Below are 14,162 nucleotides of genomic sequence, written 5' to 3' on the forward strand. Positions count from 1 at the left end.
CTGATGACCCCGAGTGTGCAGATCTCGCGAGGTCAGCTCTCGCGGGCGACCTTGTGCTGGGCGGCCTGCGCGAGGGGGCGGACCACCATCAGGTCGATGTTCACGTGGTGCGGGCGGGTGACCGCCCAGGCGATGCAGTCGGCGACGTCCTCGGCGACCAGCGGCTCGCGCACGCCGCGGTAGACGGCGTCCGCCGCGTCGGCCGAGCCCAGCCGGTTGAGCGAGAACTCCTCCGTGCGCACCATCCCCGGCGCGATCTCCATCACCCGCACGGGCTCGCCGTTGAGCTCCAGCCGCAGCGTCTCGGCCAGCGTGTGCACCCCGTGCTTCGCCGCCGTGTACGACGCCCCGCCCTCGTACGAGACCAGCGCCGCCGTCGAGCTGACGAAGAGCACGTCACCGGCGCCGGACGCGCGCAGCGCCGGCAGCAGCGCCTTCGTCAGCCGCACCGTGCCCAGCACGTTCACCTCGTACGTCCGCGCCCACGAGTCCAGGTCGGCGTCCGCGACCGGCTTCGCGTCGAAGGCGCCGCCGGCGTTGTTCACCAGCACGTCCACGCGCTCCAGCGCGGCGGCGAACGCCTCGACCGACGCCGGATCGGTCACGTCCAGCTCCAGGGCCCGCCCGCCGATGGACGCCGCGAGCGCCTCCAGCCGGTCCAGCCGGCGCGCGGCCAGCACGACGTCGAACCCCTCGGCGGCCAGCCGCGTGGCGGTCGCCGCGCCGATCCCGCTCGACGCCCCGGTGACGACGGCGGTCCGCCCCGATCCGGGAAGCGGGCGGGCGGGGGAGTGGGACGGCTCGGTACCGGGCATGAAGCCCATCCTGACGTTGTTGCACACTGAACTGTCGTCAGGGGGCCGGAAGGCCCCGCCACCAGCGGATCGAGAGCGGGAGGAACGCCGTGCCCGCTCGCCGCTTCCCGCGCTCCGCCACGCCCCGGCGCGTGGCCACGCTGTCGGTGCACACGAGCCCGCTCGACCAGCCCGGCGCCGGCGACGCGGGCGGCATGAACGTCTACATCGTCGAGGCCTCGCGCCGCCTCGCCGCCCGCGGCATCGAGGTCGACATCTTCACCCGCGCCACCTCCAGCGACCTCCCGCCGGTGGTCGAGATGAGCCCGGGTGTGACGGTCCGCCACGTCAGCGCCGGCCCGTTCGAGGGCCTGGGCAAGGAGGAGCTGCCCGCCCAGCTGTGCGCCTTCACGGCGGCGGTCCTGCGCGAGGAGGCCCAGCACGAGCCGGGCTACTACGACGTCGTCCACTCCCACTACTGGCTCTCCGGCCAGGTCGGCTGGCTCGCCCGCGACCGCTGGAGCGTGCCGCTCATCCACACCGCGCACACCCTCGCCAAGGTGAAGAACGAGGCCCTCGCCGACGGCGACCGGCCCGAGCCGCGGGCCCGCGTGATCGGCGAGGAGCAGGTGGTCGCCGAGGCCGACCGGCTGATCGCCAACACCGAGGAGGAGGCCCGCCAGCTGGTCCGCCTCTACGGCGCCGACCCCGCGCGCACCCTCGTCGTCCCGCCGGGTGTCGACCTCGACCGCTTCTGCCCGGGTGACCGCGCCGCCGCCCGCCGCGCCGTCGGCATGCCCGAGGACGCGATCGTGCTGCTGTTCGTCGGCCGGATCCAGCCGCTCAAGGCGCCCGACGTCCTGCTGCACGCCGCCGCCCACCTGCTGCGCGACGAACCCGCCCTCCGCCGCCGGCTCCGCGTCCACGTCGTCGGCGCGCCCAGCGGCTCGGGGCTCGACGCCCCCGAGCAGCTGCAGAAGCTCGCCGGTGACCTGGGCATCGCCGACGTCGTCACGTTCTTCCCGCCGCAGCCGCCGGAGCGGCTGGCCGAGCACTACCGGGCCGCCGACGTCACCGTCGTCCCGAGCCACAACGAGTCCTTCGGGCTCGTCGCGCTCGAGGCCCAGGCCTGCGGCACCCCCGTCGTCGCCGCGGCCGTCGGCGGCCTGCGCACCGCCGTCCGGGACGGCGTCTCGGGCGTCCTCGTCGACGGCCACGACCCCCGCGACTACGCCACCGCCGTCCGCGCCGTGCTCGCCCGACGCGAGCTCCTCTCGGCGGGCGCCCGCCGGCACGCGGGGCTGTTCTCCTGGGACCGCACCGCCGACGCCCTCGTGGCGGCCTACTCCTCGGCCGCCGAGGAGATGGGCCGCGCGCCGCGCCCGGTGCGCGCGCACGCCATCGGCCCGCTGCGGGCGCTCCCCGGTGTCCAGGTGGCCCGGTGAGCCGCACGGTCGCGGAGCTCGACGCCGTCATCGAGCAGACCCTGCGCGACAGCGAGCTCGTCCACGAGCACCCGGCCCCGGGGAAGTGGCTGGTCGACCTGCCCGGCACCAAGAAGCTCAAGACCGTCTGCGGGCTGATCGTCGGCGAGCACGCCCTCCGGGTGGAGGCGTTCGTCTGCCGGCAGCCCGACGAGAACCGCGAGCAGCTGTGGACCTTCCTGCTGCAGCACAACGCGCGGATGTACGGCGTCGCCTACTCCATCGACAGCGTGGGCGACGTCTACCTGACCGGCCGGCTCCCGCACGCCGCCGTCACGCCCGAGGAGATCGACCGCATCCTCGGCTCGGTGCTCAGCTACGCCGACGACCACTTCAACGCCATGCTCGAGATCGGGTTCGGCACCTCGATCCGCCGCGAGTGGGAGTGGCGCGTCAAGCGCGGGGAGTCCCTGCGCAACCTCGAGGCCTTCGCCGCGTTCGCCGACCCCACCCGCCGGGCGTGAGCGAGGAGCCCTCCTCGCCCGGCTACCCGAGGCGCTGGTGGGTCCTCGCCACCATGACCGTCTGCCTGCTCGTGGTGATCACGGGGAACACGAGCCTCAACGTCGCCATCCCGACCGTGCAGCGCGAGCTGCGGGCCACCCAGGGCGAGCTCCAGTGGGCCGTCGACGCCTACATCCTCGTGTTCGCCGGGCTGCTCTTCACCTGGGGCGTCATCGGTGACCGCATCGGCCGCAAGCGCGTCCTCCTCATCGGTCTCACGGTCTTCGCCGTCGGGTCCGTGCTGGCCGCCTTCAGCGACAGCGCCGTCGAGCTGATCGCCTGGCGCGCGGTCATGGGCATCGGCGGGGCCGCGGTGCAGCCCACCACCCTCGCGGTCATCACCAACGTCTTCCCGCCCCGCGAGCGCGGCCGGGCGATCGGCGTGTGGGCCGGCACGGCGGGGATCGGCGTCGCCGGCGGACCGCTGGCAGGCGGGGCCGTGCTGGAGCACTTCTGGTGGGGCTCGGTCTTCCTCGTCGGCGTCCCGGTGGCCCTCCTCGGCATCGTCGCCGTCCTCGCGTTCGTCCCCGAGTCGCGGGACCCCTCTCCCGGGCGGCTGGACATCCCCGGCGTCCTCCTGTCGATCGTCGCGCTGGCCGGGATCGTCTACGGGCTCATCCGGGGCGGCTCGGGCGTGGGGTGGACGACGCCCGGCGTGCTGATCCCCCTGGTCGGCGGGCTCCTGCTGCTGGCCCTCTTCGTCTGGCTCCAGCGCCGGTCGACCCACCCGGCGCTCGACGTGAGCCTGTTCCGCAACCCCGCCTTCTCCGCGGCCGCCGCCGCGCTCGGGCTCAACTTCTTCGCCCTGCTGGGCGCCACGTTCTACCTCGTCTTCTACCTGCAGGGCGTCCGCGGCTACACCCCGCTGCAGAGCGGCGCCGCGCTGATCCCGGTCGCGCTGGGCATGGCGGTCATGGCGCCCCGGAGTTCCGGTCTGGCGGAGCGGTTCGGGGCGAAGGCCGTGTGCGCGAGCGGCTTCGTGCTGATCGCGCTGTCGTTCGTCGGCATCCAGCTGCTGGACCTGACGAGCCCGCTCTGGCTGCTGCTGCTCGTGCTGAGCGTCCAGGGCCTCGGCATGGGCGCGGTGATGGCCCCCGCCACCGAGTCGATCATGTCCGTCGTCCCCCGGGAGAAGGCCGGCGCCGGGGCGGCGGTCAACAACTCCGTCCGCCAGGTCGGGGGCGCCCTCGGCGTCGCGATCCTCGGCTCGGTCCTCGCCGCCTCGTACTCGGCGCACCTCGGCAGCGCCGTCGACGTGCTGCCGCCGGAGGTCCGCGCCGAGGCCAGCCAGTCGATCGTCGCCACCCTCGAGGCGGTCCGGGTGGTCCAGGCCGGTGGGGACGCCGAGGCGGCCCGGGCCGCGGCCGAGCTGGCCGGGCCGGCCCGCGAGGCGTTCGTCTCCGCCATGCACGTGACCGCGGTCTTCACCGCCATGGCGGCGCTGGTCGCGGCGGCCGTCGTGCTCGTGTGGCTGCCCGGACGGCGCAGGAGCGTGTCGCTCGTCACCGACTGACCCCAAGGTGGAACGCACGGTTGACGACACGCCCTGCTCCGCCGACATTGGTGCGCGTGCGCGCCGACCACCCCGTCCCCGTCCAGGGACGACGGGACCCGTTCGCGCCGCTGCTCGAGAACCCCCTCGCCGCCCTGTTCCGCCAGCACGTGGCCGACGGCGCGGCGACGCACGCGGTCCCGACGGACGGTGCGCCGCTGCCGGCGACGCGGTACTCCGACGGGCGCGAGCGGATCAACCTCGGCACCGGCAACTACCTCGGGCTCGCCGGGGACCCCCGCGTGATCGAGGCGGCGGCGGCCGCCCTCGCGCAGTACGGCACCAGCACGGCCGGCAGCCGGGTCCTCAACGGGACGACGGGGCTGCACCTGGCGCTCGAGGAGGAGCTCGCCGACCACTACGGCACCGAGGCGGCGGTCCTCACCTCCTCCGGCGTGAACGCCAACGTCGCCCTGCTGTCGACGATCTGCGGCACCGACGACGTGCTGCTGGTCGACGGGCACGTGCACGCCAGCCTGCACGCCGCGGCCGCCGCCAGCCGTGGCACCGCGCTGCGCTGGCGGCACAACGACCTGGACAGCCTCGCCGAGCGGCTGGCGTCGATCGATCCGCGGGCGGGCGCCGTCGTGGTGGTCGACGGGGTCTACTCGATGACGGGCGAGGTCGCCCCGCTGGCCGAGATCACCGAGCTGTGCGCGCGCAACGGCGCCCGCCTGGTCGTCGACGAGGCGCACGGCCTCGGCGTCCTCGGCAAGACCGGCCGGGGTGCCGCCGAGCACCTCGGCGTCGCCTCCCGCGTCGACGCGGTGACCGTGGCGCTGAGCAAGGCGCTGGCCAGCATCGGCGGCGCGATCATGACCTCCCGCGCAGCCGCCGAGGGCATCCGTGCCTCGGCCATGCCCTACGTATTCAGCGCAGGCAACGACCCCGCGTCGGTGGCGGCCGCCCTCGCCGCGCTGCGGATCCTGCGCGCCGAGCCTGAGCGGGTCAGCCGCCTGCAGGACAACTGCGAGCTGCTCCGCCGGGTGCTCGCCGAGAACGGCGCGGCCCCCATCACCGGGGAGGGCGCGGTCATCGCGGTGCCCACCGGGCAGGACGAGGTGACCCAGCTGGCCTGGCGGCTGGCCTTCGACGCCGACGTCTACACCAACGCCGTCGCCTACCCCGCCGTCCCACGCGGGCGGGGGGTGCTGCGCCTGACGCTGATGGCCACGCACACCGAGGAGCAGCTGCTCCGGGCCGGCGAGATCATCGCCGAGGCCGTCGCCACCGCCCGGTCCCGCATCGCCGCCCCCGCCTGAGCGGCACGCACGCCCGCCCGCGGTTAGCGTGGTCGGGGATGGCGGACAGCAGACCCGCACCCGAGCGTCGCGCCCGCGCTCTCATGGGCGTCGTGGCCGCCTCGGCGCTGGTCTACCCCGTGCTCGTCAGCGCCGTCATGCTCGTGCTCGCCCAGCTCCAGCCGGTGCACGGCTGGGCGGTCGGCCTCTGGTCGGTGGTCGGCGTCCTCTCCAGCGTGGGCGTCGTCGCGGCGGTCCGGTGGGGTGCCGCCCGGCGCGTCCTGAGCTACTGGCTGCTGCTCGGGCTGGCCCCGCCGGTGCTCTTCGAGCTGTGGCTGGTCTGGCCCCGGCTGGCGGCCTGAGCGCCGTCCGGCAGGATGACGGCGTGACTGGAACTCTCGTGCTGCTCCGCCACGGTGAGAGCGAGTGGAACAAGGCCAACCTCTTCACCGGCTGGGTCGACGTGCCCCTGTCGGAGAAGGGCCGCGCCGAGGCCGCCCGCGGCGGTCAGCTGCTGGCCGAGCACGGCCTGCTGCCCGACGTGCTGCACACCTCGCTGCTCAAGCGGGCGATCAGCACCGCCGAGCTGGCCCTGGGCGAGGCCGACCGCCAGTGGATCCCGGTGCGCCGGTCGTGGCGGCTGAACGAACGGCACTACGGCGCCCTGCAGGGCAAGGACAAGGCCGCCACCCTCGCCGAGTACGGCGAGGAGCAGTTCATGATCTGGCGCCGCTCCTACGACACCCCGCCGCCGCCGATCGAGCCCGGCAGCGAGTACTCCCAGGACGGCGACGCCCGCTACTCGTTCCTGCCGCCGGAGGCGCGACCGGCGACCGAGTGCCTGAAGGACGTCGTCGTCCGGATGCTGCCGTACTGGTACGACGCGATCGTCCCGGACCTGCGATTGGGCCAGACGGTGCTCGTGGCCGCGCACGGCAACAGCCTGCGCGCGCTGGTGAAGCACCTCGACGGCATGGGGGACGACGAGGTCGTCGGCCTCAACATCCCGACCGGCGTCCCGCTGCGCTACGACCTCGACGACGACCTGCGCCCGGTGAAGACCGGCGGCGAGTACCTCGACCCCGAGGCCGCGGCCGCCGCCATCGAGGCCGTCAAGAACCAGGGCAAGAAGTAGGACGAGCGGGCGCTCGTCGAGCGCCCGCTCGCCTCAGGCGCTGGGCTCCGGGACGTGCCGTTCGCCGGTCACCAGGTAGACGACCCGGCGGGCGACGCCGACGGCGTGGTCGCCGAAGCGCTCGTAGTACCGGCCGAGCAGCGTGACGTCGATGGCCGTCTCCACCCCGTGCGGCCAGCTGGGTGCCAGCAGCTCCCGGAAGAGCTCGCGGTGGATGCGGTCCATCGCGTCGTCGTCGGTCTCCAGCTCGCGGGCGGCCTCGACGTCGCGCTTGGCGATCACGGTGCCGGCCTTGGCGACCAGCATCTCGGCGACGTGGCCGGCCTCCAGGAACGCGGGGCGCACCTCCTGCGGCACCGCGTGGTCGGGGAAGCGCATCCGGGCCACCTTCGCGATGTGCTCGGCGAGGTCGCCCATCCGCTCGAGGTCGCTGGCGATCCGCGTGGCCGTCACGATCGTGCGCAGGTCGGTCGCGACCGGCTGCTGGCGGGCCAGCAGGGTGAAGCAGCGCTGGTCGATGCTCTCCCGGGTGGCGTCGATCTGCTCGTCGCCGGCGATCACGAGGTCGGCCAGGGCGACGTCGGCGTCCAGCAGGGCGGTCGTGGCGGTGCTCATCTGCGAGCCCACGGTGTTCGCCATCTCGACCAGGCAACCCCGGATGTCCTCGAGCTCCTCGAAGTAGCTCTCGCGCATGTGTCGTCGTCCTCCCGTTGCAGCGTGCCTGCGAGGGTAGGTGCGCCGGGAACCCTGTTCGTCGTCGCCGGGTGAACGCCTGCCCACACCCAGGTGAACACTGCCCCGCCGGAGGGGGAGATCGGCTGCGTTCCGGCGGAAACAGGGGTATTCCGACCTAGCATCGGGTCGTGAGTCCACTGGTCGCCCTGGTGGTCGGCCTCGTCCTGGGCGGGGTCGCGACCGCCACGGTCATCCTCCGCTTCCCGCGGGACCCGGCCGGTCCCGAGGTCGACGGCGCCGTCGTCGGCCCGCCCGAGGCCGCCTTCGCCCGGCGCCTGCTGGACCTCATGGACCCCGCCGTCGTCCTGGTGGACGTCGACGACGCGGTGCTGCTGGCCAACCCGTCGGCCCGGGCCCTGGGCATCGTGCGGGGGAGCCGGCTGCTCGTCCCCGACCTGCTCACGCTGGTGCAGGACGTCCGGTCGGGCGGCAGCCGCCGCGCCGACGTCCGGCTGCCCGGCGACCTCGCCGGGTCCGGACCCCGGCTGATGGGCGTGCACGGCGTCCGGTTGCACAGCGGGACGGCGCCGCTGCCGGGGCCGGTGGCGCTGGTCCTGCAGGACGTCACCGAGACCCGGCGCACCGAGGCCGTCCGCCGCGACTTCGTCGCCAACGTCGGGCACGAGCTGAAGACGCCCGTCGGCGCGCTCGCCCTGCTGGCCGAGGCGATCGAGCAGGCCGCCGACGACCCCGAGGCGGTGCAGCGGTTCGCCGGCCGGATCGCCCGCGAGTCCGACCGGCTGGCCCGCCTGGTGCGCGAGCTCATCGACCTGTCCCGTCTGCAGGGCGGCGAGCCGCTGCCCGAGCTGGTGCCCGTCGAGGTGGACGACGTGATCGCCGAGGCGGTCGACCGCACGCGCACCGCCGCCAAGGCCAAGGACCTGCACATCGCCGTCGGCGGGCACGCGGGTCTGGTGGTCCGCGGCGTCGAGAACCAGCTGGTGACCGCGGTGACCAACCTGCTCGCCAACGCCGTCGCCTACAGCGAGGGGAACAACCGCATCGCCGTGGCCGCCCGCGCCCGTTCCGGGTTCGCCGAGATCGCCGTCACCGACAGCGGCGTCGGCATCCCGCGCAAGGACCGCAACCGGGTGTTCGAGCGCTTCTACCGGGTCGACCAGTCGCGGGCCAGCAGCACCGGTGGCACCGGGCTCGGTCTGGCCATCGTCAAGCACGTGGCCAGCAACCACGGCGGATCGGTCGCCGTGTGGAGCGAGGAAGGCCTCGGCTCCACGTTCACCCTGCGCATCCCGCTGGTGTCCGGGCCCACCGACCCCGGCGACACCGACGCACCCCAGCCCGCGGGGGCCGACGAGAGGCCCGCCGAGAAGATGGAGATCGAGCGTTCATGACCCGAGTACTGGTCGTCGAGGACGAGGAGTCGTTCTCCGACGCCCTCTCCTACATGCTGCGGCGGGAGGGCTACGACGCCGTCGTGGCCTCGAACGGCCCGGATGCCCTGGCGGAGTTCGACCGCGCGGGCGCCGACATCGTGCTGCTCGACCTCATGCTCCCGGGCCTGCCCGGCACCGAGGTCTGCCGGTCGCTGCGCAGCCGCAGCAACGTCCCGATCATCATGCTGACGGCCAAGGACGGCGAGATCGACAAGGTCGTCGGGCTCGAGCTCGGCGCCGACGACTACGTCACCAAGCCGTACTCGGCGCGCGAGCTCGTCGCCCGGATCCGCGCGGTCCTGCGCCGGCGCGGCGAGACCGGCGAGGCGCCGTCGACCGAGGGCGTCCTCGAGGCCGGCCCGGTGCGGATGGACGTCGAGCGCCACGTCGTCGCGGTGGACAACGAGCAGGTCTCCCTCCCGCTCAAGGAGTTCGACCTGCTCGAGTACCTGCTCCGCAACGCCGGCCGCGTGCTCACCCGCGGCCAGCTCATCGACCGCGTGTGGGGTTCGGACTACGTCGGCGACACCAAGACGCTCGACGTCCACGTCAAGCGGCTGCGGGCCAAGATCGAGCCCGACCCGGCCAACCCCAAGTACCTGCTGACGGTGCGCGGGCTGGGCTACAAGCTCGAGGCCTGAGCCGGCTCAGCCGTTCTTGAGCTCGTCGATCTTCTGCGACGCCTCGGCCTTGGTGAGGTCCTCGGGGACCTCCTCGTCGCTCTGGCGGGACAGCGTCTCGAGGTAGCTCTTCTGGGCGCCGGTGGCCGGTTCGTCACCGGTCACCCAGTCGGCGGGGTCCTTCTCGGCGGTGGGGTCGCCGGCCTGGCCGGTGTTCGCGTTCGATTCGCTCATGTGTTCGATGCTAGGCCGGGACCGGGACGCGCGCCTCCCGAGCGGGGGCGGCCTGGACGGCGTGCCGGCGGCCCGTCCGGTAGACGTGCACGCTCCCGCAGGCCGGGCACTCCACGTGCATCGCGATGTGCGTCGGGTGGTTCGCGACCGACCGGATCCGCCGGTCGGCGACCAGCTCGTCGGTGCTGGTGACGGGGCAGGTGATCAGCAACATGGGGGGAAGCGTGCTCGCCCGGTCGGGCGAGGACGAGTGGCAGAAGTGACCGCTATCGCATCTTTTCTGCCATGATGCCCGCATGGCCCTCCCCGACCGCCCGCTCGTCGTCAGCGTCGTCGTCGCCGACGGTCTCGTCGGCAGCTTCGGCCTCGGGGTCTGCGCCGAGGTCTTCGGCTACGACCGCCGCTCCATGGGGCTGCCCCGGTTCGACTTCGGGCTGGTGAGCGAGACGCCGGGCCTCCTGCGCACCGACACGGGCATCCCGATCAGCGTGGAGCACGGCCTCGAGCGGCTCGCCTCCTCCGACATCGTGTCGATCACCGCCTGGGAGCTGTTCGACCGCGTCCCCTCGCCGGCCATGCTCGACGCCTTCCGCGCGGCCCACGCCCGCGGCGCGACGATCATCAGCCACTGCACCGGCGCGTTCGTGCTCGCCGAGGCCGGGCTGCTCGACGGCAAGCGGGTCACCACGCACTGGAAGTACGCCGGCGAGCTGGCCGCCCGCTTCCCGCAGGTCACCGTCGACCCCTCGGTCCTCTACGTCGACAACGGGCAGGTCATCACCGGTGCCGGGACGGCGGCCGGCGTCGACACGCTGCTGCACCTCGTGCGCCGCGAGTGGGGTTCCGCGGCCGCGAACGCGCTGGCCCGCGAGATGGTCGTCCCGCCGCACCGCGACGGCGGCCAGGCCCAGTTCATCGACGCACCCGTCCCCGCCTGCGAGGACGACCTGCTCGGCGCCGTCCTGGAGTGGGCCACCGCCAACCTGGCCGCGGACATCTCGGTCGACCTGCTCGCCCGGCGGGCGCTCATGAGCCCGCGCAGCTTCGCCCGCCGGTTCAAGGCCACCACCGGGACGACGCCGCACGCCTGGCTCCTGGGTCAGCGGCTCGCGGCGGCCGAGGCGCTGCTGGAGGAGACCGACGCCCCGGTCGAGGAGATCGCGCGGCTCGTGGGCTTCGGCACCGCCGCCGGCCTGCGCGAGCAGTTCGCGCGGCGTCGCGGGGTCTCCCCGCGCGCCTACCGGCAGACCTTCCGGGCCGGGGCGGCGTCAGGCTCCGGGCCGGCGCCGCTGCAGCTCGACGGGCACCGGCCGGGGGCTGGCTGGGTGCGGCGCGACGAGACCCTGGTCGAGGCGGAGTTCGGCCAGCCGGCGTAGCTCGGCGAACGCCGCCTCGCCGATGAGCGCGGTCAGCTCGGGCGCGTAGGTCTCGACCAGCGGCTCCCGGGAGACGTGCGCCAGCGGTGAGCCGGTGCACCACCAGTGCAGGTCCGCCCCACCCGGGCCCCACCCGCGGCGGTCGAACTCGCCGATGCTGGAGACGAGCACGGTGGTCCCGTCCGGGCGCTCCACGTGCTCCTGCTCCCGCCGCACCGGCAGCTGCCAGCAGACGTCGGGCTTGGTGGTCAGCGGGTGCACCCCGGTCCGCAGCGCCATCCGGTGCAGCGCGCAGCCCTGGCCGCCCGCGAACCCGGGCCGGTTGAGGAAGACGCACGCGCCGTCGACGACGCGGGTGCGCAGCGACCCCTTCCCGCTGTCGTCGTGCGCGCTGTCCTCCTCGGTCCACGCGACGCGGCCGACCGGGGCCAGCTGCCAGTCCTCGTCGGTCAGGAGCGCGACGGACGCGGTGACCCGTGCCAGGTCGTCGTCGTCGGTGAAGAAGGCGCCGTGGCTGCAGCAGCCGTCGTCGGGCCGCCCCTCGACCACGCCCGCGCAGCCGCGGCCGAAGATGCACGTCCAGGCCGACGTCAGCCAGGTGAGGTCCGCCCGGATCACGTGCCCGGGGTCGGCCGGATCAGGGAACTCCACCCACTCGCGGGCGAAGTCGAGCGGCACCTCGGAGAGCGGGTCTGGCACGCGCCCAGCCTAGGTGCGGTCGCGCCCGGCAGACTGGGGCCATGCGACTCGGGGTGCTGGACGTCGGCTCGAACACCGTGCACCTCCTCGTGGTGGACGCCCACCGCGGCGCGCACCCCACCCCGATGCACGACGACCGCTGGCTGCTGCGCCTCGCCGAGCAGATCGGGGACGACGGCCTGCTGTCCAAGGCGGGGGAGAAGGCCCTGCTGAAGGCGGTGCAGGAGGCGTGCGAGCAGGCGGAGCGGGAGGGCTGCGACGAGCTGCTGGCCATGGTCACCTCCGCGATCCGGGAGGCGTCCAACGGCGAGGAGGTCCTCGACCGCGTCCGGGAGCGCACCGGCGTGGAGTTCCAGGTGCTCACCGGGGAGGACGAGGCCCGGCTCACCTTCCTGGCCGTCCGCCGGTGGTTCGGCTGGAGCGCGGGCCGGCTGCTGGTCCTCGACATCGGCGGCGGGTCGCTGGAGCTGGCCAGCGGCGTCGACGAGGACCCCGACGTCGCCCTCTCCCTGCCGCTGGGTGCGGGCCGCATGACCCGGCGGTTCCTGCCCGAGGCCCGCGTCGGCGGCCGCCCCGACCTGGCCGCCCTGGGCAAGCTGGACTCCTACGCCACGGAGCTCCTGACTCCCGGCGCGAAGAAGCTGCGGGGTGCCGGCCGGCCCGACATCGTGGCCGCCACCAGCAAGACCTTCCGCACGCTGGCGCGGCTGACCGGGGCCGCCCCGTACTCCGCCGGGCTCCAGGTCCCGCGCGAGCTCACCGCCGACGGCCTCGACCAGCTCGTCGGCTTCGTGTCGCGGATCGAGAGCTCCGCGCTGGCCGAGCTGCGGGGCGTCTCGCCCGACCGCGCGCACCAGGTTCCCGCCGGCGCCGTGGTGGCTGCCGCAACTATGCGTGCGCTGGACGTACGGTGCGTGAGGATCTGTCCGTGGGCGCTGCGGGAGGGTGTCATCCTGCGCAGGCTGGACTCGTTGGGAGGGGTGTGATGGCGGAGCCGGACTGGAGCCCGGACACCGGGGGTCGCTCGCTCGCCGAGATCCTCCGTGAGGCCGGCATCGAGCGGGCCGACCGCGCTGCCCGCCGCCGCTCCTGGGACGACCCCGAGGAGACCGGCATCCGGCAGCGCCGGGCCGAGGCCGCGGCCGCCGACGGGCTGGCCGGCCGCACCGGCTACGGACGGCGCCGCAGCGACCAGACGCCCGACCGCCCCGACTTCACGATCCCGCCCCCGGGCATGGAGCGCCGGCAGCAGCCCGAGCGGCGGCAGGCGCGCCGCGCGCCCGACCCCTCGACCGCGGCCATCCCCGGCATCCGCCCCGACCGGAAGCCCGGCGTCCCCGTCGCCGCCCCGATGCCCAGCGCGCCGGTGCCGCGGGAGGCCCTGCACAGCAAGCCGGTCCCGACCCTCGACCGCCGGCACTCGCGCGAGATCCCGCAGCGGGCGTCCTCCCGCCCCGTGCGCGAGGAGCACCCGTCCACCGGTCCCATCCCGGTGGTCCGGCCCGGCGGGATCGACGCGGACCTGGACGCCGACCTCGACGTCACCCCCAAGGAGAGCGCGCTCGCCTGGCTGCGCTTCGCCGGCGAGCTGGTCATCGCCCTCGCCGCGGGTGTGGGCGTCTACTTCGCCGCCACCGTCCTCTGGGAGATCCTCCCGCACGTCGCCGTCCTGCTCGCCCCGCTCGCCGTGACCGGGCTGGTCACGGGCGTGGGGGTGTGGCGGCAGCGGCAGGGGCGGGAGCCGGTCGGCGCGTGGCTCCTGGCCGTGCTGGTGTTCGCGGGCACGCTGCTGACCATCGCCCCCGCCGCCGGGCTGCTCGCCGCCGGCTCCTGAGGGTCAGTCCTCCTCGTCGTCCTCGTCGGCGCGGGCGAACTCCTCGACGATCGCCGCGCTGAACGCGTCGAGGTCGTCGGGCTTGCGGCTGGTGACCAGGTTGCCGTCGACGACGACCTCCTCGTCCACCCAGTCGGCGCCGGCGTTGCGCAGGTCGGTCTGCAGGGACGGCCACGACGTCATCCGGCGGCCCTTCACGACCCCGGCCTCGATGAGCACCCACGGCGCGTGGCAGATCGCCGCGACCGGCTTGCCCGCGTCGAAGAAGGAGGTGACGAACGCGACGGCGTCGGCGTCGGCCCGGACGAAGTCGCCGTTGATGACGCCACCGGGCAGCACCAGGGCGCCGTAGGAGTCGGGATCGGCGGAGCTGACGACGGCGTCGACCTTCTTGGTGCCGCCCTTGTCGATGTGGTCGTAGGCGGTGATGGTCCCGCCCTCCAGCGACACCAGCTCCGGCTCGGCGCCGGCCTCCTCGAGCGCCTGCCACGGCCGGTCCAGCTCGACCTGCTCGACGCCGTCCGTGGCCAGCACTGCCACCTTCATCCCGTTCAGTTCTC

At 74.2% G+C, this 14,162-nt stretch carries 17 protein-coding genes; 11 read left to right on the forward strand and 6 right to left on the reverse strand.

Annotated features, from left to right (window positions below; translation table 11 throughout):
* Positions 1-32 precede the first annotated feature (32 nt).
* Positions 33-815 (reverse strand): SDR family oxidoreductase, encoded by a 783-nt coding sequence (locus ACI78T_RS01445; protein ID WP_456556313.1) that lies wholly within the window; start codon positions 813-815, stop codon positions 33-35.
* 89 nt (positions 816-904) lie between these two features.
* On the opposite strand from ACI78T_RS01445, the gene mshA reads away from it, so the two are divergent.
* From mshA to ACI78T_RS01475, 6 genes are read left to right on the forward strand one after another with little or no spacing between them, the layout of a single operon-like run.
* Entirely contained in the window at positions 905-2,239 is a 1,335-nt protein-coding gene (gene mshA / locus ACI78T_RS01450) for a D-inositol-3-phosphate glycosyltransferase (RefSeq protein WP_456556314.1), read from the forward strand.
* Positions 2,236-2,742 (forward strand): YbjN domain-containing protein, encoded by a 507-nt coding sequence (locus ACI78T_RS01455; RefSeq protein WP_456556315.1) that lies wholly within the window; start codon positions 2,236-2,238, stop codon positions 2,740-2,742. Before mshA ends, ACI78T_RS01455 begins: the two co-directional genes overlap by 4 nt.
* Positions 2,739-4,295, forward strand: coding sequence for an MFS transporter (locus ACI78T_RS01460; RefSeq protein WP_456556316.1), 1,557 nt, complete (start codon positions 2,739-2,741; stop codon positions 4,293-4,295). The genes ACI78T_RS01455 and ACI78T_RS01460 overlap by 4 nt, the downstream gene beginning before the upstream one ends.
* Before the next feature lie 56 nt (positions 4,296-4,351).
* Positions 4,352-5,596, forward strand: coding sequence for an aminotransferase class I/II-fold pyridoxal phosphate-dependent enzyme (locus tag ACI78T_RS01465; protein WP_456556317.1), 1,245 nt, complete (start codon positions 4,352-4,354; stop codon positions 5,594-5,596).
* Positions 5,597-5,634: 38 nt separating this feature from the next.
* Complete coding sequence (locus ACI78T_RS01470) at positions 5,635-5,937, forward strand: hypothetical protein (RefSeq protein ID WP_456556318.1); 303 nt, start codon at positions 5,635-5,637, stop codon at positions 5,935-5,937.
* A gap of 23 nt (positions 5,938-5,960) precedes the next feature.
* Positions 5,961-6,710 carry a phosphoglyceromutase gene (locus tag ACI78T_RS01475; RefSeq protein ID WP_456556319.1) on the forward strand — a complete coding sequence of 250 codons (750 nt, stop codon included), beginning with the start codon at positions 5,961-5,963 and terminating at the stop codon, positions 6,708-6,710.
* Positions 6,711-6,743: 33 nt separating this feature from the next.
* Here ACI78T_RS01475 and phoU read toward each other — a convergent pair whose 3' ends face one another.
* Positions 6,744-7,403, reverse strand: a complete 660-nt coding sequence (phoU, locus tag ACI78T_RS01480; RefSeq protein WP_456556320.1) for a phosphate signaling complex protein PhoU — start codon at positions 7,401-7,403, stop codon at positions 6,744-6,746.
* A gap of 170 nt (positions 7,404-7,573) precedes the next feature.
* Between phoU and ACI78T_RS01485 the strand changes: the two genes are divergently transcribed.
* A complete protein-coding gene (locus ACI78T_RS01485; RefSeq protein ID WP_456556321.1) occupies positions 7,574-8,797 on the forward strand; it encodes a sensor histidine kinase in 1,224 nt (407 codons plus the stop codon).
* The gene (locus ACI78T_RS01490; RefSeq protein ID WP_456556322.1) at positions 8,794-9,480 is read left to right on the forward strand and encodes a winged helix-turn-helix domain-containing protein; all 687 of its coding nucleotides are present in this window, start codon (positions 8,794-8,796) and stop codon (positions 9,478-9,480) included. Before ACI78T_RS01485 ends, ACI78T_RS01490 begins: the two co-directional genes overlap by 4 nt.
* 6 nt (positions 9,481-9,486) lie before the next feature.
* Here ACI78T_RS01490 and ACI78T_RS01495 read toward each other — a convergent pair whose 3' ends face one another.
* Positions 9,487-9,693 carry a DUF3072 domain-containing protein gene (locus ACI78T_RS01495; RefSeq protein ID WP_456556323.1) on the reverse strand — a complete coding sequence of 69 codons (207 nt, stop codon included), beginning with the start codon at positions 9,691-9,693 and terminating at the stop codon, positions 9,487-9,489.
* Between the two features lie 10 nt (positions 9,694-9,703).
* Positions 9,704-9,907, reverse strand: a complete 204-nt coding sequence (locus ACI78T_RS01500) for a hypothetical protein (protein WP_456556324.1) — start codon at positions 9,905-9,907, stop codon at positions 9,704-9,706.
* A gap of 82 nt (positions 9,908-9,989) precedes the next feature.
* Between ACI78T_RS01500 and ACI78T_RS01505 the strand changes: the two genes are divergently transcribed.
* Complete coding sequence (locus tag ACI78T_RS01505) at positions 9,990-11,069, forward strand: helix-turn-helix domain-containing protein (RefSeq protein ID WP_456556325.1); 1,080 nt, start codon at positions 9,990-9,992, stop codon at positions 11,067-11,069.
* On the opposite strand, the gene ACI78T_RS01510 is transcribed toward ACI78T_RS01505, so the two are convergent.
* Positions 10,962-11,768, reverse strand: a complete 807-nt coding sequence (locus ACI78T_RS01510) for a hypothetical protein (protein ID WP_456556326.1) — start codon at positions 11,766-11,768, stop codon at positions 10,962-10,964. The genes ACI78T_RS01505 and ACI78T_RS01510 overlap by 108 nt on opposite strands.
* Before the next feature lie 41 nt (positions 11,769-11,809).
* On the opposite strand from ACI78T_RS01510, the gene ACI78T_RS01515 reads away from it, so the two are divergent.
* Positions 11,810-12,754: a Ppx/GppA phosphatase family protein gene (locus ACI78T_RS01515; RefSeq protein ID WP_456556327.1), complete on the forward strand. Its 945-nt coding sequence runs from the start codon at positions 11,810-11,812 to the stop codon at positions 12,752-12,754.
* Positions 12,754-13,602, forward strand: a complete 849-nt coding sequence (locus ACI78T_RS01520; RefSeq protein ID WP_456556328.1) for a hypothetical protein — start codon at positions 12,754-12,756, stop codon at positions 13,600-13,602. Before ACI78T_RS01515 ends, ACI78T_RS01520 begins: the two co-directional genes overlap by 1 nt.
* 3 nt (positions 13,603-13,605) lie before the next feature.
* Here the strand turns inward: ACI78T_RS01520 and ACI78T_RS01525 are convergent, their stop codons facing one another.
* Entirely contained in the window at positions 13,606-14,148 is a 543-nt protein-coding gene (locus ACI78T_RS01525) for a type 1 glutamine amidotransferase domain-containing protein (protein ID WP_456556329.1), read from the reverse strand.
* Positions 14,149-14,162 lie beyond the last annotated feature (14 nt).

It is taken from the genome of Blastococcus sp. SYSU D00922, assembly GCF_054050495.1.